Here is a 22,250-nt window from a genome sequence, read left to right as displayed (position 1 = left end):
CCGGGGCTCGGGGGGGGGGGGGGGGGGGGGGGGGGGGGGGGGGGGGGGGGGGGGGGGGGGGGGGGGGGGGCGCCGCGGGGGGGGGGGGGGGGGGGGGGGGGGGGGGGGGGGGGGGGCGGGGGGCCCCCCCGCGCGGCGCCCCCCCCCGGGGGGGGGGGCCCGCGGCGGGTGTCCGAGGGGTCAGTCGATGCCGGGCAGGATGTGCGGCTCGGCGAGGTCGTCCTCGTAGCCGGCCAGACGGATCGGCGCGGACCTGGCCCAGACCTCGATGTTCTGGAGCTTGTCGCCGCCGCGCCCCGGCTTTCCGTGCCGTTCGGCGGGCCGCTCCTCTTGCTTCGTCAATTCCGGTGTCGTCACCGCGCACTCCTTCGTGTCGCGTAGCCCCGGGCGTCGCCGACGCTCCGGTTCTCATTGCCGGTAATCAGCCGCCCATGCGGGGCAGGGGCAGGAACAGTTCGGTCGCGGTGGCGCCGGGTACGGGGGCGGGACGGCGACTTGGTTGACAAGCCTGTCCCAGGACGGTCGAGGAAGGTTCGTGGACTCCTCGATGACGTCCGTTCACATCAGAGTAACCAAATGAGCGCTTCCGCGCTCGATGGATCGTGTGCCATAGGTCACTTTCAGCCACCGTCTACGGAAAAGACCCGGCCAGGGAATCATCCCTGCCGGGTCTCCGCATCCGGGGCGACGACCTTCGCTCCCCTACCAGTTGGCGGGGGCGTAGTCCTTCAGGAAGCAGCCGTACAGCACCTCGCCGGCCTCGCCGCGCACGATGGGGTCGTAGACCCGGGCGGCGCCGTCGACCAGGTCGAGCGGGGCGTGGAAGCCCTCCTCCGCCAGCCTCATCTTGTCCGGGTGCGGTCGCTCGTCGGTGATCCAGCCGGTGTCGACGGCGGTCATCAGGATGCCGTCCTTCTCGAACATCTCCTGGGCGCTGGTGCGGGTCAGCATGTTCAGCGCGGCCTTGGCCATGTTGGTGTGCGGGTGCCCCGCGCCCTTGTAGCCGCGCCCGAACACGCCCTCCATGGCGGAGACGTTGACCACGTAGGAGTGCTTGGCCGCGGTCGCCGCCATGGCCGGGCGGAGCCGGCTGATCAGGATGAACGGCGCGGTGGAGTTGCAGAGCTGGACTTCCAGCAGCTCGATCGGCTCGACCTCGTCGACTGTCTGGATCCAGCTGTTGGTGTCGTGCAGGTCCGGAACGAGACCGCCGGCGTCGATCGCGGTGCCGGCGGCGATCCGGGCCGGCGACGCCGAACCGCTGACCAGGGCCAGGTCCGTGACCTCCTGCGCGCTCAGCAGCTCCTTGCGCGCCGCGGGCAGCGCGGCCACCCGGTCGACGCTGCCGCTGCCGAAGGTGCCGATGACCTCGGCGGCGGGCAGTTCACCGGCGGGCAGCGGGGCGGACTCGGCGGCCAGCAGTTCGCTGTACGCCTGCTGGGAGCGGCGGACCGTCTGCGCCGCGTTGTTGATCAGGATGTCGAGCGGGCCCTCGGCGGCCACCGAGTCGGCGAGGGCGACCACCTGGGCCGGGTCGCGCAGGTCGATGCCGACGATCTTCAGGCGGTGGATCCACTCGTCGCTGTCCTCCATCGCCTTGAAGCGGCGGATCGCGTCGTTGGGGAAGCGCGTGGTGATCGTGGTGTGCGCGCCGTCGCGGAGCAGCCGCAGCGCGATGTACATGCCGATCTTGGCGCGGCCGCCCGTGAGCAGCGCCCGGCGGCCCGTCAGGTCGGTGCGCGCGTCGCGGCGGGCGCGGTTCTCCCGGGCGCAGTCCTGGCAGAGCTGGTGGTAGAACGCGTCGACCTCGACGTACCGCGTCTTGCACACGTAGCAGGACCGGGGGCGCTGCAGGATGCCGGCGATCTCGCTCTTGGCGGACGAGGACGGCAGGACCCCTTGGGTCTCGTCGTCGATGCGCTCGGCCGAGCCGGTGGCGGTGGCCTCGGTCACCGCCTTGTCGTGTGCGGTCTTGGCGGCCCGGCGCTCCTGGCGGCGCCGCTGCTTCACGGTCCGGTAGATCCCGGCGGTGGCCCGGCGTACCACGATGGCGTCCGGGTGGTCGATCTCGATGGTGTCGAGTTCGTTCAGCACGCTCAGGCAGACGGCGAGCCGCTCGGGGTCGATACCGGGACCGAATGCCTCGGTCCCGGCCACGATCTCGGGGCCGTCCTCTGTCACCGTCATCGCCGTTCCTCTGTGCTCGTGCCACCGGCCTCACCGGGGGCGTGGGGCTCGGTCAAGTTTGCCATGATCCGCGAGCTGCTCCGATCGGGTGAGGAGAGGGCGGGCGGAAGACCGGCGAAAAAGTTCGCACCGGTCGCGCATGGCCTCGCAGATCCGGGGCAGGCGGTGTGCGAAGCACTTGGCGACAAGGAGGGGCCACACATCATGGCGACCACGACGGAGCAGACCCGCCACATCCTCGGCGACGCGTGCACACTCCCGGGACAGGACGGCGCGCCGCTCGGCGCGGGGACTGCGGAGCTGCCGTGGATCGAGGACACCGGGAAGGTCGCTCCCAAGGACGCCCGGGCCCTGTCGAAGATGTTCCTGGACCAGCTGCAGACGCTGGAGGAGGGCACGCACGAGTACCAGTACGCGCGCAACACCCTCATCGAGATGAATCTCTCGCTGGTGCGGTACGCCGCTTCGCGGTTCCGCAACCGCGGCGGTGACGACACCGAGGACATCATCCAGGTCGGCACCATCGGCCTGATCAAGGCCATCGACCGCTTCGACCTCTCGCGCGAGGTGGAGTTCGCCACATTCGCCGTCCCCTACATCGTCGGCGAGATCAAGCGCTTCTTCCGGGACACCACCTGGGCGGTGCACGTGCCGCGCCGGCTCCAGGAGCTGCGGGTCGATCTCGCGAAGGCGAAGGAGACGCTGTCGGCGCGGCTGGACCGCGATCCGACGGTCGCCGAGCTGGCCGCCCACCTCGATCTGTCCGAGGAGGAGATCATCGAGGGCCTGGTCGCGGCCAACGGGTACTCGGCGGGCTCGCTCGACACCCCCTCCGCAGAGACGGACTCCGGCAACGAGCAGCGGTCGCTCGCCGATGTGCTCGGTGAGGCGGACCCGGGCATGGAGACCGTCGAGAACCTGCACACCCTGGCGCCCCTGCTGGAGCAGCTGGACGAGCGCGAACGCCGGATCGTGCAGATGCGGTTCGGCGAGGAGATGACCCAGGCCCAGATCGGCGCCGAGCTCGGGGTCTCCCAGATGCACGTGTCCCGGCTGCTCGCCCGTATCGTGAAGCGCCTGCGGGCGGGGATGTCCGTGGAAGCCTGAATTCCCTCCGTGCCGGGGCGGCCTCAGCCGCCCCGGCATCCCGCACCCTCTCGAATCGGCCAGGCACCGGCGGAGTGTGGCCGAAGGCGTGGTGGACGACGCCCGGCGGTCAAGCGGCGGGCGTCGTTCACATATGCTGCGGGACACACCGGCGGGCGGCCCGCTCGGTGGCAAGGAGAGGGTGAAACGTGGCTGAGATGCGCATGAGCGCCCCGGCTCGCCCCCCCGTACCGGCGTCCTTCCCGGTCCAGACGGCACACGAGGCGGACGGCAGAGCCTCGGTCTGGGATGTCGGCGGTCCCATCCTGCTGGTCGAGGACGACGCGGGCGACGCGCTGCTCGTGGAGGAGATGCTCGCCGACAGCGAGCTGGACTCGGGTCTCACCTGGTGCAAGACCCTGGCCGAGGCACTGACTTTCCTGCGGGCGCACCGGGAACCCGTCTGCGTCCTGCTCGATCTGCACCTTCCCGACGTCCACGGCCTGCGGGCCGTCACCCAGATCGTCGAGTCGTCCCCGGACGCCGCGATCGTGGTGCTGACCGGCCTCGCGGAGGCCGACGCCGGGCTCGACGCCGTGGCGACGGGTGCCCAGGACTACCTCGTCAAGGGCCGGCTCGATCCGCAGGCCCTCGCCCGCGCGATCCGCTACGCCCTCCAGCGCAAACAGGTCGAGCGGGCCGCCTCCGCGCTGCGCGCCAACCAGCTGATGGCGCAGGAGAACGCACGCCTGGAACGCGGCCTGCTGCCCGTCCCCCTGCTGCACGACGACAGCTTCCAGGCCGTCGCCCGCTACGAGCCCGGCCGGGCCCACGGGCTGCTCAGCGGTGACTTCTACGACGTGGTCCAGACCGCGGACGGCACCGTGTGGGCGGTCATCGGTGACGTGTCGGGGCACGGCGCGGCGGAGGCGGCGCTCGGGGTGTGCCTGCGGGTCGCCTGGCGCACCGCCGTCCTGTGCGGCACCGACCCGCTGGAACAGCTCGGGCTCCTGGAGTCGATCCTGGTCGCCGAGCGCTCCGACCCCCATGTCTTCGCGACCGTCACCACGCTGGCCTTTTCGCCCGGTGGCGACCGCGTCCGCGTCATGCGGGCCGGTCATCCCGGGTTGCTGCTCCGGCACGGTCTGGAGGTCGACTGGGTGGAGCCCGAGGGCGGTATGGCGCTCGGGCTGCTGCCGGGGCACGGCCAGTGGTCGGTCACCGACGTGGAACTCGTGCCCGGCGCCGCCCTCGTCCTGTTCACCGACGGCCTCTTCGAAGGGCGCACCGGGCCCCACAGCCGGCTGGGCGAGGAGGGTCTGCTGAAAATGGCCCGGGACAGGGCCCCGCTCGCCGCCCGCCCGTTCGTGGACGCGCTCGTCGCGGGCGCCTCGGAGGCGGCGGCCCCGCACGGGGGCCTCGCCGACGACGTCGCCGTCCTGCACCTCGGCTGGAGAAACACTTCGCATGAGCAGTGAGATAACGGACCCCGCCGCACAGTCGGCCGGCAGGTGGGCGCGGCTGTCCGTGCAGAACTGGGTCCATCTGATCCTGGCCGCCTTCGTCCTCGTCGCCTGCGGCTGCATGGTGGCGGGCGGCCTGGTCCTGGCCGGGATCTCGGACCGGACCACCGAGCTGGTCGACCGCATCCAGCCGGCCCGCTCCGCCTCCTTCCAGCTCCAGAACGCGCTGCTGAACCAGGAGACCGGGGTGCGGGGCTACGCGCTCACCGGTGACGCCTCGTTCCTGGAGCCGTTCGCCGACGGGAAGAAGGAGGAGGCGGACCGGCTGGCCCGGGTGCGCTCCGCGATGGGCGACGGCCAGCCGTACAACCGCGACCTGGACCGGATCGCCGCCGCCGCCGCGGAGTGGCGCCGGGTGCACGCCGACCCGCTGATCGCCGGTGTCCGGCGTGACGGCCCCGGGGCGCGCTCGTCCGCCAGGACCGCCGAGAGCAAGGCCGCCTTCGACGAGCTGCGGCAGCTGTACGGCACCCAGCAGGCGCATCTCGACGCCGCCCGGGACCGGGTGCGCGGTGAGCTGGACGACGCCCGGCACACCCGCGACCGGGTCCTCGCCGCCCTGCTGATCGTCTTCGCGCTCTGCGTGGTCGCCCTCAGCGTGCTGCTCCAGCGCACCGTGGGGCGGCCGCTGAGCGCGCTCGCCGAGGCGTCCCGGCGGGTCCGCTCCGGCAGCTTCCGCCGGCAGCGGATCGAGGTGCGCGGGCCCGCCGACGTACGGGCGGTGGCAGCCGCGGTCGAGGACATGCGGGGCAGGCTGGTGGCCGAGCTCGACGCCGCGCAGGAGCGCGAGGACGTGCTGGCGCAGCAGACCGTGGAGCTGCGCCGGTCCAACTCGGAGCTGGAACAGTTCGCGTACGTCGCCTCGCACGACCTCCAGGAGCCGCTGCGGAAGGTGGCCTCGTTCTGCCAGCTGCTGGACAAGCGGTACGGCAACGAGCTGGACGGCCGAGGCAAGCAGTACATCGACTTCGCGGTCGACGGCGCCAAGCGCATGCAGGTGCTCATCAACGATCTGCTGACGTTCTCCCGGGTCGGGCGGGTGCACGACAGCTGGACGCCCGTGGAGCTCGACCGGTCCCTGGACCGGGCGCTGGCCAACCTGGCGATGGTGATCGAGGAGTCGGGGACCACGGTCGTCCGCGAGAAACCGCTCCCCTCGGTCACCGGCGACCCCACGACGCTCGCGATGATCTGGCAGAACCTGATCGGGAACGCCGTGAAGTTCCGCCGCGCCGACGAGCCGTGCGTGATCACGGTCGGGTGCGAGCGGGAGGGTGACGACTGGCACTTCACGGTCGCCGACAACGGGATCGGTATCGCGCCGGAGTTCGCGGAGAAGGTCTTCGTCATCTTCCAGCGCCTGCACGCCCGTGACGAATACGACGGGACCGGCATCGGCCTCGCCCTGTGCCGCAAGATCATCGAGTTCCACGGGGGCAGGATCTGGCTCGATCCCGATTCCCGTCAGGGGGCGCGGGTCCACTTCTCGCTGCCCGCCGACCCAGGGCCGGAACCCACCGAAGCCCACGACACCGCATCCCCTGCGGAGATCTCCGGAGAGACCGAGTGAACACCCCCGTAGAACCGATCGAGGTCCTGCTGGTCGAGGACGACCCGGGCGACGAGCTGATGACCCGTGAGGCGTTCGAGGACAACAAGATCCGCAACACGCTCCATGTGGCCCGCGACGGCGAGGAGGCGCTCGACTTCCTGTACCGCCGGGGCGCCCACGCCGACGCTCCCCGGCCCGATCTGATCCTGCTCGACCTGAACCTGCCGAAGTACGACGGCCGCCAGGTGCTGGAGCAGATCAAGCAGGACCCGGAGCTCGCGCTGATCCCCGTCGTCGTGCTCACGACCTCCTCCGCCGAGGAGGACATCCTGCGGAGCTACAAGCTGCACGCCAACGCCTATGTCACCAAGCCCGTCGACCTGGACCAGTTCATCGCGGCCGTCCGGCAGATCGACGACTTCTTCGTCACCGTGGTGCGGCTTCCCGGCCGCGCGTAATATTCGCTGACGACGCATGGGAGTGGGATCTCCCGACGCGGGTACACGATCACAAGAAAGAGGTCTGCGACCTCCCCGCTGCGCCCTGGCTGGAGCACATGAACGAACAGGCGATCTCCCCGCCGGACGACTCCCCCGGGAGCTGTCCGCCCACGGAGGCATTGCACAGCGCCGAAGTGTTCGACGGCGAGCCCGGGTGCATTTCCCAGGCGCGGGCTCTGGCGGACCACTTTCTCGGCAGGCTGGTCTCCGAGTGGATGGCCGTGCTCGGCCCGCACACCCGCAACGACCTGATGCTCGCCGTGAGCGAGCTGGTCACCAACGCGGAGCGCTACAGCCACGGTCCGTATCTGCTGGAGCTCGAAGGCACGGCGGAGCGGATCAGCATCACCGTGTACGACAGCAGCAGCGCGCTGCCCGTCTTCTACGCCCCCGACCCGAGCCGCCTGGGCGGCCACGGCATGGAGATCGTGGTGGCCCTGTGCGACCGCGTCACGGCCGAGCGGGTGCCGGTCGGCAAGCGCATCCGGGCCGAGTTCACACTGAGCAGCTGAGGCGGCCGGGGAGCACCCGGCGGGCGCCGTCCCGGCCGGGCCGCTCAGCCCTCGGCGCCGGGCCGGCCGAACCAGTCGATGCACATGACCAGGGCGTCGTCCAGCGTGTCCGACGCCCGGTGTTCCGCCAGTTCCCGCAGGACCGCGCCGGGCACGGCGGCCGCCGGCAGCAGCCGGGTGGCGAGGACGGCCCTGGGCAGGCCCCGTTCCGCGAACATCTCGCCGTGCGGTGAGACCGCGTCGTAGACCCCGTCGCTGACCAGCAGCAGCCGGTCGCCGGGGCGGGCCTGGAGGTGCTGGACGGCGTACTGCGACTCCTCGAACATCCCCAGCGGGAGCTGGGCGTCCAGCGCGACCCGGGTGACCGTGCGGCCGCGCAGGCGCCACAGCTGCGGGGAGCCCGCGTCCACCGCCTCGACCGCCCCCGTGAGCAGGTCGAAGTGGAGCAGCAGGGTGGAGACGTGGGCGGCACCGCGATGCTGCTCGTAGATGGCCTGGTCGGCCAGGGCCGCCTGGTCCGCGATGCCGATGCCGGCCCTTCTGGCGTTGCGGAGCGCGTTGACGGCGAGGTTGGTCAGGAGGGAGGCGCGGATGCCCTCTCCCATTCCGTTGGTCACGGCGACGCTCAGCTGGTCGCCCTCCGCCGCCCAGTCGAAGTTGTCGCCGTGGATGGCGTAGGCGGGTTCGAGCTGGGCTCCTATGGCGTATTCGGCGGCCGTGAAGGACCTGGCCGGGAGCAGCTGCCACTGCATCTCCGCGGCGAGGGTGAGGCGGGTGCTGCGCCGGGCCCGCTGGTAGTGGTCGGTGTCCCGTTCGGCGACGACGATCTCGTGGCCGAGGAGGTCGGCCACATGGGCGAGGTCGTCCGTGTTCTGCGGGGTGGCGCGCACGGAGGGCAGCCGTACGGTGAGGATGCCGAGGCGTTCGCCCCGGACGGTGACCGGGAAGTGGTGGTCGGCCGCTTCGTCGGGGCCGGTGCGGCCCTGGTGCGGGCGCTGGCTGCCGAAGGCACGGCCCTGGGGGCTGTTGTTGAGCGAGAGCGGCTGGCCGGGGCCGTCGCCGGCGTCGACCGGGTTGAGCACGGTCATTCCGTAATCCGCCAGGAAAAGCTGCACGGAGAGGGCGCCGTACGACTTCGCGAGAATCCCGCGCACCGTCTCCACCAGGGCGTACGGCGGCGCCGCGCGGAGCGCTCGTTCGAGATCCGTGGGGGCATTCACGCTGCTTCGCCCATTCTTCGCTGGGTGGCGGGAGCGACGCCAGGCTGACAGGAGCACGCTACGGGTGACAGAGTGGGAGAATGCGCCACCGCACCGGACTCCCTCACCGCCCTGAACAGGTGTCCGAGGACGTCTGTGCCGCGTCCGAACTTCTGGAGGTCCTGTGGGGACGTGGCCAGGAGGCCGCCGCCCGGAGCCTGGTCTCTCCCTCCCAGCTTCGCGCGCTCCTCGTCATCGAGCAGCAGGAGGGGAGCAATCTGCGCTCGCTCGGGGAGGTGCTCGGCTCGCGGGCGCCCTCGGTGAGCCGGCTGTGCGACCGGATGGAGGCGATGGGACTGGTACAGCGGGATCCGAGCCCGACGAGCCGCCGGGAGGTCGAGCTCCGGCTGACCCTTCAGGGCCGGGAGCTCCTGGAGGAGTACCGGGCGATCCGCACACGGGAGCTGACCGCCGTGCTGGAGCGGATGCAGCCCTCCGAGGTGGCCGCTCTGGCCGTGGGGCTGACCGCCTTCCGCTCGGCGGCATCGCAGCGGCTCACCGGCGAGCGGAGAACCGCCGCCCGGCTTCGCGACGATGTCGCGGACAGCGCCTAGCTTCATGCACGCCCCTGCTTCCGCGTTCCGGAGGCGCCGTTCGGAGAGGCGCTCACGTTGATCGTTCGATACAGAGTGTTGCCCCACGAAGAATGTTGTCAAATGGCAACTGTTACTTTTATCGTTGAGCATTCCCGCCGCGAGCAGGGACGGAGCAGAATCGAACGGTCCGTCCGATCGCGGCGTTACCCCCCCGCCGTCCAGTGCAACACGAGGTGAACGTGCTTCCACCGCCCAGCGCCGGCCGAGCCATGCAGATAGTCCCACGCCACGAGCGTGGGGCGTTGGTGCTCGTGGTAACCGGTGACCTCGACATCGACAACGTGGCGCCACTGGGCACCGCGCTGGAGAACGCTTCGCGGGAGGGTGCCGGGCCGGTCGTCGTGGACCTCGCGGACGTGAGTTTCGCCGACTCCACGACGGTGAACGTGCTGCTGCAGGGTCAGACGGCTCTCGGTCCCCGGCTGCGGCTCGCCGCGCCCTCGGTCTTCATGGAACGGCTGATCTCCGTTCTGGGACTCGACAGCGCGGTCCCGGTCTTCCCGAGTGTCGCCGAGGCGATCGACCCACCGCTTCCCGCCTAGCGAAGAGGCGAACACAGAGCGCCCTTCTCCCCGCCGTCGGGGAGAAGGGCGCTCGGCCGTGCGGCCGCCCGGTCAGCCGAGGGCGGGCGGGGCGTCCTGCGGCGAGGTGCCCCACGCCGACGGCTCGTCGCCCACCGTGAAGGAGAGCGAGCGGGCCGAGCGGATGTCGTCCGTGGTCAGGTAGGTACGCGACCGCGTCGTGCCGTCGAGCCGGGCGGACTGGATGTAGCGGTGGGTGTCCGAGGTGCCGGGGGCCGTGACGGTCAGCGCGCCGCGCGGGTAGTAGCGCCGGTCGAGCCGGATGTCGACGCGTTCGAACGCCGGTGTGGACAGGCCCCAGGTGTCGGTGCCCGGCTGGACCGGGAAGACGCCGATGGACGAGAGCACCATCCAGGCGGACATCGTGCCGAGGTCGTCGTTGCCGGTCATGCCGGTCGGGCCGTTGGTGAAGAGGGTCAGGGCCGCGTGCACCACGTCCGTCGTCTTCCACGGCTGGCCGGTGGAGAGGTACGTGTAGGGGGCGATGAGGTCGGGCTCGTTCTGCGGGTTGTACTTGTCGGCGTTGTAGTACGCGTACGGGCCGTTCACCCACACCTCGCGGGCGGTCTTCGCCGGGTCGGCGAGGAGCCTGTCGTACGCGAAGAACGAGTCGAGCCGCTGGTTGGCGGCGTCCTTCCCGCCGATCAGGTCGACCATGCCGGGGATGTCCTGCGGAACCATCCACTGGTACTGCCAGGACGTGCCCTCGTGGAAGCCCTCGCTCTCGGCCGGGTCGGCGGGGCCGGTGAAGGCGCCGGCGGTGTCGCGGGCGCGGAAGAAGCCGGTCGAGGGGTCGAAGATCTTCCGGTAGTTCTGGGCGCGGGCCTCGTAGCGTGCCGCGTCGGCCTCGTGGCCGAGGTCGCGGGCCATCTCGGCGAGCATGCCGTCGGCGAGGGCGTACTCCAGGGTCGCGGAGGCGCCGTGGTCGAAGTCGGAGTCACCGGGCTTGGCGTGCGGCCTGCCCTTGATGTACGGGGCGAAGCCGTCCTTCAGGTACTGGGCGTTGGCCTCGCGGCCCACGGGGGCGGAGCCGGCGGGCGGCACCCCGTCCGCGTTCTTCTTCAGGGCGCGGTACGCCTCCTCCTCGTATCCCTTCAGCAGTCCCTGCTGGTAGGCGTTGGTGAGGAAGGGGGTGACCGGGTCACCGGTCATGATGTTGGTCTCGACCGTGCCGTAGCCCCACTTGGGCAGCCAGCCGCTCTCCGCGTCGATGCGCAGCACGGATATCGCCATGTCGCGGGACTCGCGCGGGGCGAGCAGCGCGAGCAACTGCGCCTGGGTGCGGTAGGTGTCCCAGAGCGACCAGTTCTGGTAGTACGTGAAGCCTTCGGCCTTGTGCTTCTTCCGGTCCCAGCCGGTGTAGCGGCCGTCCACGTCACTGCCCACGTTGGGCGCGAGGAAGGACCGGTAGAGGGAGGAGTAGAAGGTCCGGCGCAGTTCGTCGCCGCCGCCCTGGGCCTTCACGCCTTCCAGGCGGTCCTCCCAGGTGCGTTCGGCGGCGCGCAGGACGTGGTCGAAGTCGTGGCCGCCCTCGGCGCGGAGGTTGAGCGCGGCGCCCCTGGCGTCGACGTAGCTGAGGGCCGTGGTGGCCTCGACGGTGCGGTCCTCGGTGGTGTCGAACCGCAGCCAGGCGCCGTTGCGGCCGTCGGTGGCCTCGGACTTCTTCGCCCCGGTCACGGTGTCGCCGTTCCAGGTGCCGGAGGTGGTGAAGGGGCGGTCGAAGCGGGTGATCGTGTAGACCGTGTACGGCTTGGTGTCCTGGCAGAAGCCGCTGCCGGTGATCGCGGTCCGCACGGTGCGGTTGTCCAGGATCTCCACGTCGGAGGAGAGCGTCCGGTGCAGCGACTGGCCCGCGTTGAGCAGGATGTTGGCCTTGTCGGTGGCCGGGAAGGTGTAGCGCTGCACTCCGGTGCGCCGCGTGGCGGTCAGCTCGGCCTCGATGCCGGTCTCGAGCCCGACCCGGTAGTAGCCGGGGCTCGCCTTCTCGTCGTCGTGGCTGAACTCCGCCGCGTACTTCGCGTAGTCGGTCTCGGTGACGTCGCCGGTGGTGGGCAGCGTCGGCAGGTCGCCGCCGAGGCCGCAGCCCACTCCGGAGAGGTGGACGGAGGAGAACCCCCGGATGTGGTTCTCGCCGTAGTCGTAACCGGTGTTGTGGCCGGTGTCCGGCGACAGCTGCACCATGCCGAAGGGCACGGAGGCGCCGGGGTAGGTGTTGCCCTCGTTCTGGGTGCCGATGAACGGATTGACCAGATCGGTCAGCCGGCCGTCGCTCCGGGGGGCGGCCTCGGCCGTGGCCCCGGGGAGGAGGACACCGCCCAGGAGCGCGGCGGCGGCGAGTACGGCCGCCGGGCCGCGCAGTTTCGGCCGTGGGGTCCGATGCATGGGGAGACTCCTTAGGACAACGTTGTCAGAGCGCGATCATTCTTGGATTCCGTCGTGACCGCGTCAAGGGGTCGGACGGGCGCCGCGCGTGTCGGTCCGGTGAAGGCCTCCGCCCGGCAAGATCCTTCTGACGTCCGCCGCGGGGAGGACTACCGTCAGGAGGAGGACACCCGGACCACTGCCGTACTACCAGAGCAGTACGCCGGATCGCCGCCTCAGGGACGACGACGCGGCGGCTGGAAAAGGGGATCGTGGTGTACATGAGTTCCCTTGCGCTGTCCGTGCTCCTGTCACTGGTCTCCGCGGTCGCCTACGCGGCCGGGGCGATCGTGCAGGAGCGTGTGGCCACGGCCTCGGACGGTCGCTCCCTCGCACCGCTGCGCAACCGGGTCTGGTGGGCGGCCGTCGTGCTCAACGGGCTGGGCGCCGTCCTGCACGTCGTGGCGCTGGCGTACGGCCCGCTGAGCCTCGTACAGCCGCTGGGGGCGCTCACGATCGTGTTCGCGCTGCCGATGGCCGCGCTGTTCGTACGCCGCCGGGCCGGGGCCACGGCGTGGCGCGGCGCGGTCATGGCGACGGTGGGTCTGGCCGGGCTGCTCGCGCTGACCGGCGGCGCCGACGCGCACGGGCTGGGAGCTCCGCAGCAGCTGACGCTGGCCGTGGTGACCTTCGGCGCGGTGGCCGTGCTGGTCCTGGTCTCGCGGGGGATGCGCCGGCCGGTGATGCGGAGCGTGGTGCTGGCCGGGGCGGCGGGCGTGGCCTTCGGTATCGCGTCGGTGTACACGAAGACCGTGGCCATGGAGTGGACGGCGGGCGCCGTGAAGTCCGGGCTGCTGCCGCTGCTGGTGATCGCCGCGCTGGCGGGCGCCGGGCTGCTGTTGTCCCAGGCGGCGTACCGGGGCGCGGGTCTGACGGCCCCGCTGGCCACGGTGACCGTGGTGAATCCGGTGGTGGCCGCGGCGGTGGGCATCACGCTGTTCGGCGAGCAGTTCCGGCACGGGGTCACGGGCACGGTACTGGCCCTGGTGTGCGGGGCGGTCGCGGCCGGCGGGCTGATCATGCTGACGACGGAACGGATGGGCGCGGAGCGCCGGGCGCCGGAGACCGCGGACGCGGAGGACGCGGCGGAGCCCGCGGATTTCGCCGTGCCCGCCGGGCCGCCGGCCTCGACGGGCACCCTGCCTCGCGCGGCGGAGCCGGTCCCGGCCGACGGGGCCGCGCCGACGGGGCCGCGGACGCCCCGCCCGGCGCTGCCGGTGCGGATGCCGCTGGAGGGCCTGGCCGGCCGGGTGGAGTTCGGCCCTCCGCCGGGCGCCGGGCGCCGGGCCGCCGGGAAGGCCGCTGACGGGGGCGTTCAGACCTTGACGCCGCCCGCCCTGAGGTAGGCGAGCGGGTCGATGTCGGAGCCGTAGTCGGGGCCGGTGCGGACCTCGAAGTGCAGGTGCGGTCCCGTGACGTTGCCGGTGGCGCCGGAGCGGGCGATCCGCTGGCCGCCACCGACGTGCTGGCCACCGCGCACGAGCAGCGAGGAGAGGTGCGCGTACTGGCTGTACTTGCCGTCGCCGTGCCGGATGACGACCTGGTAGCCGTACGGCCCCGCCCAGCCCGCGGACACGACGGTCCCGGCCGCCATCGCCTTGACCGAGGTGCCGGTGGGGACGGGGAAGTCGACGCCCGTGTGGTAGCCGCTGGACCAGGACCCCGCCTGGTGGTACGGGGTGCCGGTGCCGGCCGCCACGGGGGCGGTGAGGCCGCTGTGCCGCTGCGCGTGCTCGGTCTTCTTCGGCTCGGTCTTCTTCGGCTGGGTCTTACGGGTCTCGGTCTGACGGGTCTCGGTCTTCTTCGGCTGGGTTTTCTTGGGCTGGGTCTTCTTCGGCTGCGGCTCGGTCTGCCGCTCGGGCTGGGGGGCCGTTTTCGTCGCCGCCCTGGGAGCGGGCTTCGAAGCCGTCTTCGGCTGGGCCTTCGTGGCCGCCCCGGGCGTTCCGTTCAGGGTCAGGCGCTGGCCGGGGAAGATGAGGTCCGGGTCGTCGCCGACGACCGCGCGGTTCGCCGCGTAGAGCCGCTGCCAGCCGCCCTGGAGGTGCTGGTCGGCGGCGATCCCGGAGAGCGAGTCGCCGGGTGTCACGGTGTAGGACTCGCGCTTGCCCGGGACCGTGGTCGGCGTGGCGGCGGGCGTGGTCTGCTTGGTCTGCGTACGCCGGGACGACGACGACGCGTTGTCCGGCTTCTTCGGAGTCGTGACGCTCGCCGTGCGCTCGCTCTGCGGGCTGACGTCGGGCGTGGCGCCGCCCCGGGTCAGGCCCGCCTTTCCGGAGCAGACCGGCCAGGCGCCCGGGCCCTGCCCCTCCAGGACCTTCTCCGCGATGGCGATCTGCTGGTCCCTGGTGGCGAGGTCGGCGCGCGCCGCGTAGACCGTGCCGCCGTACGCCGCCCAGGTCGAGCGGGTGAACTGGAGGCCGCCGAAGTAGCCGTTGCCGCTGTTGATGTGCCAGTTGCCGGTGGACTCGCAGGCGGCGACCTTCTCCCAGACGTCCGTCGAAGCGGCGCCCGCCGAAGCGGCCGTGAGGAGCGGGAGGGCGAGGCCGGCGCCTCCTGCCGTGACGGTGAGCGAAGCCCGGTTGATGCGGCTCGGCTGGTATCTGCGGTGCCGTCCGTTCGCGGCCATGACTTGGCTCCCCCACTGGCTGTAGGACATGTCGCAAGCGGTCAACTTATGCGCAAACAGCGGGTGATGACAAGACCACGGTACGTTTCGGCCACCACCGCGCGGCACGGCCGCGACGCGGTCGGCGGAGGGCGAAAGTCAGCGGTTCCCCCGGCCCCCGGGGAACGTTCCGGAGCGCCGACCGCCCCGACGGCCGGCCTCGCCGTCGACCCGGGCCGTGTGCGTGAGCAGGCGGTCCTCGCCGTCGGGGTGCCCGGTCGGGGAGACCTGAGTGGTTGACGGCCGCGTACGTGACCTCGGTCCAGCGCGGTGGGCTCGTCCACGGTGGCGCGGCAGGGCGGCCGGCCGCCCACCTATGGGTGTCCGGGAACCGCCGGTCAGGATGACGCCCAGGGACCCGGGCAGGCCGCCCTTCAGCGGGATCGTCCGGAACGCGCCGCCCGAGCCGCGCCCGTCCCGGCCGGCGGTGAGCGCGATGCCCCCTTCCAGCCGGCGTCGGCCCCCTCGTCCAGGTCCGGCAACGGGTCGCCGGTCCGGGCCGCTCCGACGTGGACCCGTACGACGCCTCCGGCGCGGGTGGCCCCGCGTTGGAGAGGAGAGGTGCATCGCGGGCCCGGGGCGGGCCTCCCCCGGCTTGCCGGTGTTCTCCAGCCGGACCGGCACGGGCGGCGAGGCGGCCGCGTGCGGCGCCGGTCCGGGGCCGCCGCCGCACGCGGCCGGGAGCGCGGCGGGGGCGAGGACACCGGGACGCGTACGGCTCTCATGGCTCCCCCGGAAACAGGGCCGGGGGCGTCGCGGGCCCCGATCCAGGGCCTTAGGCGCGAACGCGCCCGCCCCGGGCTCCCATTGACACGGTCGACGACGACCGGAGAGGCTGGGCGCGACAGCCGGGAGAGCGCTCTCCGGCACCTGCGAGAGGGCGCGCTGCGCGAAGGAGCATGGCCGCCATGACGGACGAAGAGACCGAACCGCTGCTCGACAAGCTGGACGCGGCACAGAAGGTTCGTCTGCTCACCGGTGCCAGCACCTGGCGCACGCACGCCGAACCGGCCGCAGGTCTGCGCGCGCTCACCCTCTCCGACGGCCCGGCCGGTGTCCGGGGCGAGGCCTGGGACGAACGCGAGACCTCACTCGTCCTCCCCTCCCCCACCGCGCTGGCCGCCTCCTGGGACGAACGGCTGCTGACGGACCTCGGCGCGCTGCTCGCCGTCGAGGCCAGGCGCAAGGGGGTCGACGTGCTCCTGGCCCCCACCCTCAACCTGCACCGTTCCCCGCTGGGCGGCCGGCACTTCGAGTGCTTCTCCGAGGACCCCCTGCTCACCGGCCGCACCGGCGCGGCACTCGTCCGGGGCATCCAGTCGGGCGGAGTGGCCGCCACCGCGAAGCACTTCGTCGGCAACGACGCCGAGACGGACCGGCTGACCGTCGACGTCCGCATGGACGAACGCACCCTGCGCGAGGTGTATCTCGCCCCCTTCGAGGCAGCCGTGGCGGCCGGGGTCTGGGCTGTCATGTCCGCGTACAACAAGGTCGACGGCGTCACCATGTCCGCGTCGCCGCTGCTCGCGCACCCCCTCAAGGACGCCTGGGGCTTCGACGGCCTCGTGGTCTCCGACTGGGGAGGCGTGCGCACTCTCCTCGATGCCGCCCGCTCCGGCCAGGACCTGGCCATGCCCGGCCCGGACGGCCCCTGGGCGGCCGGCCTGCTCGCGGCGCTCGAAGAGGGCCTCGTCCCCACCGGCGCCGTGGACGACAAGGTACGCAGACTGCTGCGGCTGGCCCGCCGGGTGGGCGCGCTCGGTCCGGACCGCCCGGCGCCCCGGACCGCGACGGCCCCGGAGGCCGGGCGCGCCCTGCTGCGCCGGGCCGTGTCCGCCGGTGCCGTGCTGCTGCGCAACGAGGGCGGCATGCTGCCGCTCGACGCGTCGGCGCTGAAGTCCGTCGCCGTGGTCGGGCCGCACGCCACGGCGGTACGCATCCAGGGCGGAGGGAGCGCGGAGGTGTTCCCGGAGCACGTGGTGACCCCGCTGGCCGGGATCGAGCGGCAGCTGGACGGGGTGGCGGCGGTGACGTACCGGCCGGGTCTTCCCGAGTCCGGCCGCCCGGAACCGCTCGGCCGGGACCGGAGCCGCGATCCGCGCGACGGGGAACCCGGGGTGCTCGTGCGGCTGCTCGACGCGCGGGGCGCCGAACTCCACGCGGAGCACCGGCTGTCCGGGCGGATCGTGGAACCGTCGGTCCGGCCCGAGGGCGCCGCGGCGGTGGAGATCAGGGCCCTGTTCCGGCCCGCCGAGAGCGGCACGTGGACCTGGGCGGTCGGCGGCTGGGGCGACATCTCGCTCGCCGTGGACGGCCATGAGGTGCTGGCCGGCACCTTCCCGCTGGACAGCGACGACCCGACCCGGGTGCATGTCGCCCCGCCCCTGCACACCGCCCGCGCGGAACTGACGGCGGGCCGCGAGGTGGAGGTCGTCGCGCTCCGCTCGCTCGCCCCGGGGACGGGGGTCGCGACGGTGCTGGCCGCCGCCCCGCCCGCCGGCGACCCGGACGCCGCGCTCGCCGAAGCGGTCGCCGCCGCCCGCGCGGCCGATGTCGCGGTGGTGGTCGTGGGTACGACGGAGCAGAGCGAGTCCGAGGGCCACGACCGGGAGAGCCTGGACCTGCCGGAGGGTCAGGACGCGCTGGTGCGGGCGGTGGTGCGGGCCAACCCGCGCACCGTCGTGGTGGTCAACGCGGGCGCCCCGGTCGCCCTGCCCTGGCACACCCGGGTGCCCGCGCTGCTGCTCGCCTGGTTCCCCGGCCAGGAGGCCGGCGACGGGCTGGCCGACGTGCTGTTCGGGCGTGCCGAGCCGGGTGGCCGGCTGCCGACCACCTGGGCCGCCGCCCAGGACGACGTACCGGTGCTCAGGACCGCGCCCGACGGGGCGGGGCGGCTGCACTACGCGGAGGGCCCGCACATCGGTTACCGGGCCTGGCTGCGGTCGGGGGCGGCTCCGGCGTACTGGTTCGGCCACGGACTCGGGTACACCGGCTGGGCGTACGAGGAGCTGACGGCCCCCGCGGCGGTGGGGGCCGGGGAGCCGTTCGACGTACGGGTGCGGGTGCGCAACACCGGACGGCGGCGCGGGCGGGAGGTGGTGCAGGTCTACCTGGCGCGCGCCTGCTCCGCCGTGGAGCGGCCGGTGCGCAAGCTCGTCGGTTACGCGGCGGTCGAGGCGGAGCCCGGGGAGAGCGCGGTCGCGGTGGTCCGGGTGGACGGGCGGGCGCTGGCCCACTGGTCGCCCGGAAGGCGCGGCTGGGAGACGGAGGCGGGCGCGTTCACGCTGCTCGGGGGCCGTTCGGCGGGCGATCTGCCGCTCACCGCGCGGATCGTGGCGCGGCCGGGTGCGGACTCGGCCGGGAAAGGATCGGGTAACGGTTCGGCGCACGATGGAGAGCGCTCTCCGCTGGTGCTATAAATGCGCTCATGACGGATGATCTGCGCCCGGCCGGAACACCCACCCTTGAGGACGTGGCGAGGGCGGCCGGGGTTTCCCGCGCCACCGTCTCCCGGGTGATCAACGGCGTACGGAATGTCGACCCGGTGATCCAGGAAGCGGTGCGCCGCGCGGTCGCCTCCACCGGCTACGCGCCCAACCGCGCGGCGCGCTCGCTGGTGACCCGGCGCACCGACGCCATCGCGCTGGTGGTGTCCGGCGCGGGCGTCGAGCCGGAGGCGCGGGACGACGCGCCGGCGGACGAGGCGGACGGGGGCGAGGGGGCCTCCTTCACCGGGCAGGTGTTCGCGGACCCGTTCTTCGGGCGGGTGGTGACCGGTGTCGTCGACTACCTGAGGCCGCGCGGGATGCATCCGGTCCTGATGTTCGCCGAGACCTCACGGGCGCGGGACGAGGTGGTGGCGTTCCTGCGCCAGGGCAGCGCGGACGGTGCGCTGATCGTCTCGACGCACGCGGAGGACCCGCTGCCGGGCATGCTGACGGACGCGGGGCTGCCGGCCGTGCTGTACGCGCGCCCGGCCCGCGCGGCCCGGATCAGCTACGTCGACGTCGCCCATCAGGACGGCGCGCGGCTGGCCGCCGAACATCTGCTGGCCCGGGGCTGCCGCCGGATCGCGACCATCACCGGGCCGCTCGACGTGCCCGCGGTGCAGGAGCGGCTGACCGGCTTCCGGGACGCGATGGCGCAGAACGGGCACCCCTACATCGCCATCGCCGAGGGCCGGTTCACGCAGGAGAGCGGCGAGACCGCGATGGAGCGGCTGCTGGCCGAACACCCGGACCTCGACGGGGTGTTCGCGGCGAACGACCTGATGGCCACGGGCGCCTGCCATGTCCTGCGGGAGCGCGGCAAGCGGGTCCCGGAGGACGTCGCGGTGATCGGCTTCGACGACAGCAGCGCGGCCCTGGCCTGCCGTCCGCCGCTGACCACGGTCCGCCAGCCGGTGGAGGCGATGGCCGCCGAGATGGCCCGGCTGCTGATCGAGCGGCTGGGCAAGCCGGAGGGCGCCGCGACGTCCGTGATCTTCGAACCCTCACTGGTGGTGCGGGACTCCGCGTAGGGCGTGCCCGAAATCTCCGCGGCAGAGCCCCGTTCACCCCGCCGCGCCCCGCTCCGTCCGGGGCCCCTGCCTGCCGCGTACGGCGTCCGCCGGGGTCCGGAGCGCCGGTGGCGTGGCGCCGGTGGCGGGTGCCGGTGAGGGCCGGCCGCCGCCGCGGGCCAGGAAGTCGGCCAGCGGCAGGGTCGCCGCGCCGACCGTGACCGCGTCCGGGCCGAGGCGGCCCATCTCGATGGTGGTCCGGGCCGAGGCGTGCTTCAGCGCGTACTCCTGGGCGTAGCGCCGGATGTCGGGCAGCAGGTGCGGGCCGATGAGGAGGCCCGCCCAGCCGCCGAGCAGGATGCGCTCGGGCAGGAAGAGGTTGATCAGGTCGCCCAGCGCGGCGCCCAGGCACTCGGCGGTCTCGTCGAGCAGCGCCACCGCGACCGGGTCGGGTTCGGCCCCGGGGGGCGGGTAGGCGGCGCCGAGGAGCGCGGCGAGCGCGGTCTCGTCGTCGGCGTCGGCGGGCAGCGGGCCGCCCGCCTCGTGCCAGCGTTCGCGCATCGCCTCGGCACCCGCGTACGCCTCCAGGCAGCCGATCGACCCGCAGCGGCAGCGCCGGCCGCGCAGCTGCACGGTGGTGTGGCCCCACTCCAGGGCCTGGCTGCTGCGGTCCTCGTCCAGCAGGTCGCCGTGGTTGACGCAGGCGCCGACGCCGGAACCGATGAGGGCGATCGCGGAGGCGCCCGCGCCCCGCCCGCCGCCGAACCACATCTCGGCCTGGCCGAGGGTCTTGGCGCCGTTGTCGATGAAGAACGGGACTTCGGGCGGCACCCGCACGGCGTCCCGGAGCAGCCGCTCGAAGGGGACGGCGCTCCAGTCGATGGTCTGGCCGTGCACCACGGAGCCCACATCGCCGACGACGCCGTCCGGCGCGTGGCGCTCGATGATGCCGGGGACGCCGATCCCGATGCCGAGCAGCCGGTGCGGGTCGGCGCCGGCGTCCCGCAGCACGTCGGCGACGCCGCTGCGGACATGGCCGACGATGCGGTCCACGTCGTAGCCGTGCTGGGCGAGCAGCCGCTCGGTGCGGGCGAGCTCGGTCAGGGAGAGGTCGAAGAGCTCCACCCTGATCCGGGTCTCCCCGATGTCGACGCCGATGAGGAGGCCACCGCCGGGGGCGACGCGCAGCAGGGTGCGGGGGCGCCCGCCGTCGGAATCCACGACACCGGCCTCCTCCAGCAGGTTCTCCGCGGAGAGCTCCGCGACGACGTTGCTGATGGAACCCGAACTCAGCCCGGTCGCGGGACCGAGCTCCTGGCGGCTCAGCGGGCCGTCGAAATACAACCGTTGCAATACCCGCGACCGGTTGCCGCGTCGCAGGTCACGCACGGTCCGTCTGTTGCGCTCAGCCATGTGGCTCCTTCCCTGGCGGAAACATACCGCGACCCCGGGACTTGACGCGACCTTCTCTCACCTTTTAAATCACGTCATAAATTAAGCCCTGAAGGTCGCTCGGCTCCCCGAACACGGCCTTCCTCCCCGGAAAGGGGCCATCCCGCATGCGCACCACCAGAGCCGCGGCAGCCGTCACCCTCGCGATCTCCATAACCGCCGGTGTCACCGGCTGCGGCGGCGGTACGTCGTCGGGCGGCAGCAACGATTCGCCGAAGACCCTCACGTACTGGGCCTCCAACCAGGGCGCCAGCATCGAGGCCGACAAGAAGATCCTGACTCCCGAGCTGAAGAAGTTCGAGAAGCAGACCGGCATCAAGGTCAAGCTGGAGGTCGTGCCGTGGGCCGACCTGCTCAACCGCATCCTCGCCGCCACCACGTCCGGTCAGGGCCCGGACGTCCTGAACATCGGCAACACCTGGTCGGCCTCGCTCCAGGCGACCGGCGCGCTGCTCCCTTGGAACAAGGAGAACTTCGACGCGATCGGCGGCCGTGACCGGTTCGTCGACTCGGCGGTGGCCTCGGCCGGCGCGGCGGGCCAGGACCCCGCCGCGGTCCCGCTGTACTCACTCGCGTACGCCCTTTACTACAACAAGAAGAGCTTCGCCGAGGCCGGCATCGAGAAGCCCCCGGCCACCTGGGACGAGTTGGTCGCGGACGGCAAGAAGCTCTCCAAGAACGGCAAGTGGGGGCTGGGCGCAGAGGGCTCCAACCTCTCCAACAACATCCACCAGACGTTCGTCCTGGGCCGGCAGCACGGCGCCGACTTCTTCGACGCCGAGGGCAAGCCGACCTTCACCTCGGACGGCGCGGTCGCGGCCGTGAAGCAGTACATCGACTTCATGGCCAAGGACAAGATCATCGCCCCGGGCAACGCGGAGTACGCCCAGAACCAGTCCCTGACGGACTTCGCCAAGGGCAAGACCGCGATGGTGCTGTGGCAGGCCGCCGCCTCCACCTTCGCCTCGCAGGGCATGAAGCCCGAGGACTGGGGCGCGGCCCCGGTCCCCGTCCCCTCCGGAGCCCCCGGCCAGGGCAAGAACGTCAACTCCATGGTCGCCGGCATCAACATGGCGGTGTTCAAGAACACCAAGAACCTCGACGGCGCCAAGAAGTTCGTGAAGTTCATGACGAGCGACGCCGAGCAGAAGCTGCTCAACAAGACCTACGGCTCGATCCCGCCGGTCAAGGCCGCCCAGGCGGACGCGGCGTTCTCGGCGCCCGACCTCGCGGTCCTGCGCGACACGCTGGCCAAGAGCGCGGCCCCGCTGCCGCAGGTCCCCAACGAATCGCAGTTCGAGACCGCCGTCGGCACCGCGGTCAAGGAGCTGTGGGCCGACGCGGCCGCCGGCCGCCCCGTGACCACCGAATCCGTCAAGGCGCGCCTGGAAAAGGCCCAGCAGACGATGCAGCAGTAA

The 22,250-nt window shown here is 72.4% G+C and carries 17 protein-coding genes; 11 read left to right on the top strand and 6 right to left on the bottom strand.

Annotated features, from left to right (window positions below):
* Positions 1-180: 180 nt before the first annotated feature.
* Positions 181-357, bottom strand: coding sequence for a hypothetical protein (locus FKN01_RS32690; RefSeq protein ID WP_185993018.1), 177 nt, complete (start codon positions 355-357; stop codon positions 181-183).
* A 345-nt stretch (positions 358-702) separates the two neighbouring features.
* On the bottom strand, positions 703-2,187 hold the full coding sequence (locus FKN01_RS27960; RefSeq protein ID WP_143625371.1) for an SDR family NAD(P)-dependent oxidoreductase: 1,485 nt from the start codon (positions 2,185-2,187) through the stop codon (positions 703-705).
* Positions 2,188-2,391: 204 nt separating this feature from the next.
* On the opposite strand from FKN01_RS27960, the gene FKN01_RS27955 reads away from it, so the two are divergent.
* The 5 genes from FKN01_RS27955 (at position 2,392) to FKN01_RS27935 (ending at position 7,360) form a co-directional block, all read left to right on the top strand.
* Positions 2,392-3,294, top strand: coding sequence for an RNA polymerase sigma factor SigF (locus tag FKN01_RS27955; RefSeq protein ID WP_143625369.1), 903 nt, complete (start codon positions 2,392-2,394; stop codon positions 3,292-3,294).
* Positions 3,295-3,491: 197 nt separating this feature from the next.
* Complete coding sequence (locus FKN01_RS27950) at positions 3,492-4,751, top strand: PP2C family protein-serine/threonine phosphatase (protein WP_143625379.1); 1,260 nt, start codon at positions 3,492-3,494, stop codon at positions 4,749-4,751.
* Positions 4,741-6,366: a CHASE3 domain-containing protein gene (locus tag FKN01_RS27945; RefSeq protein WP_143625367.1), complete on the top strand. Its 1,626-nt coding sequence runs from the start codon at positions 4,741-4,743 to the stop codon at positions 6,364-6,366. Before FKN01_RS27950 ends, FKN01_RS27945 begins: the two co-directional genes overlap by 11 nt.
* Positions 6,363-6,806, top strand: a complete 444-nt coding sequence (locus tag FKN01_RS27940; RefSeq protein ID WP_018099957.1) for a response regulator — start codon at positions 6,363-6,365, stop codon at positions 6,804-6,806. Before FKN01_RS27945 ends, FKN01_RS27940 begins: the two co-directional genes overlap by 4 nt.
* A gap of 98 nt (positions 6,807-6,904) precedes the next feature.
* Positions 6,905-7,360 (top strand): ATP-binding protein, encoded by a 456-nt coding sequence (locus FKN01_RS27935; protein ID WP_143625365.1) that lies wholly within the window; start codon positions 6,905-6,907, stop codon positions 7,358-7,360.
* A gap of 44 nt (positions 7,361-7,404) precedes the next feature.
* Here the strand turns inward: FKN01_RS27935 and FKN01_RS27930 are convergent, their stop codons facing one another.
* Positions 7,405-8,580: a PP2C family protein-serine/threonine phosphatase gene (locus FKN01_RS27930; RefSeq protein WP_185993017.1), complete on the bottom strand. Its 1,176-nt coding sequence runs from the start codon at positions 8,578-8,580 to the stop codon at positions 7,405-7,407.
* A gap of 80 nt (positions 8,581-8,660) precedes the next feature.
* Here FKN01_RS27930 and FKN01_RS27925 point away from each other — a divergent pair, with 80 nt between their 5' ends.
* Both FKN01_RS27925 and FKN01_RS27920 read left to right on the top strand, forming a co-directional pair.
* Entirely contained in the window at positions 8,661-9,173 is a 513-nt protein-coding gene (locus FKN01_RS27925; protein WP_143625363.1) for a MarR family winged helix-turn-helix transcriptional regulator, read from the top strand.
* A 251-nt stretch (positions 9,174-9,424) separates the two neighbouring features.
* Positions 9,425-9,757, top strand: a complete 333-nt coding sequence (locus FKN01_RS27920; protein ID WP_143625361.1) for an STAS domain-containing protein — start codon at positions 9,425-9,427, stop codon at positions 9,755-9,757.
* A 72-nt stretch (positions 9,758-9,829) separates the two neighbouring features.
* Here FKN01_RS27920 and FKN01_RS27915 read toward each other — a convergent pair whose 3' ends face one another.
* On the bottom strand, positions 9,830-12,178 hold the full coding sequence (locus tag FKN01_RS27915) for a GH92 family glycosyl hydrolase (RefSeq protein ID WP_143625359.1): 2,349 nt from the start codon (positions 12,176-12,178) through the stop codon (positions 9,830-9,832).
* A 251-nt stretch (positions 12,179-12,429) separates the two neighbouring features.
* On the opposite strand from FKN01_RS27915, the gene FKN01_RS27910 reads away from it, so the two are divergent.
* Positions 12,430-13,563 carry a DMT family transporter gene (locus FKN01_RS27910; RefSeq protein ID WP_143625357.1) on the top strand — a complete coding sequence of 378 codons (1,134 nt, stop codon included), beginning with the start codon at positions 12,430-12,432 and terminating at the stop codon, positions 13,561-13,563.
* Here the strand turns inward: FKN01_RS27910 and FKN01_RS27905 are convergent.
* Positions 13,533-14,843: a transglycosylase family protein gene (locus tag FKN01_RS27905; protein WP_143625356.1), complete on the bottom strand. Its 1,311-nt coding sequence runs from the start codon at positions 14,841-14,843 to the stop codon at positions 13,533-13,535. The genes FKN01_RS27910 and FKN01_RS27905 overlap by 31 nt on opposite strands.
* 947 nt (positions 14,844-15,790) lie before the next feature.
* Here FKN01_RS27905 and FKN01_RS27900 point away from each other — a divergent pair.
* Positions 15,791-18,301 carry a glycoside hydrolase family 3 C-terminal domain-containing protein gene (locus FKN01_RS27900; protein ID WP_143625354.1) on the top strand — a complete coding sequence of 837 codons (2,511 nt, stop codon included), beginning with the start codon at positions 15,791-15,793 and terminating at the stop codon, positions 18,299-18,301.
* An 8-nt stretch (positions 18,302-18,309) separates the two neighbouring features.
* On the top strand, positions 18,310-19,401 hold the full coding sequence (locus FKN01_RS27895) for a LacI family DNA-binding transcriptional regulator (RefSeq protein WP_143625352.1): 1,092 nt from the start codon (positions 18,310-18,312) through the stop codon (positions 19,399-19,401).
* A 33-nt stretch (positions 19,402-19,434) separates the two neighbouring features.
* Here FKN01_RS27895 and FKN01_RS27890 read toward each other — a convergent pair whose 3' ends face one another.
* The gene (locus tag FKN01_RS27890; protein ID WP_185993015.1) at positions 19,435-20,793 is read right to left on the bottom strand and encodes an ROK family transcriptional regulator; all 1,359 of its coding nucleotides are present in this window, start codon (positions 20,791-20,793) and stop codon (positions 19,435-19,437) included.
* Positions 20,794-20,939: 146 nt separating this feature from the next.
* Between FKN01_RS27890 and FKN01_RS27885 the strand changes: the two genes are divergently transcribed.
* The gene (locus FKN01_RS27885) at positions 20,940-22,250 is read left to right on the top strand and encodes a sugar ABC transporter substrate-binding protein (RefSeq protein ID WP_143625350.1); all 1,311 of its coding nucleotides are present in this window, start codon (positions 20,940-20,942) and stop codon (positions 22,248-22,250) included.

Source organism: Streptomyces sp. 130, from assembly GCF_007096885.1.
Taxonomy (GTDB): Bacteria; Actinomycetota; Actinomycetes; order Streptomycetales; family Streptomycetaceae; genus Streptomyces.
The sequence above is the reverse complement of the archived record's forward strand: the minus strand, read 5'-3'. Positions and strand labels throughout refer to the sequence as shown.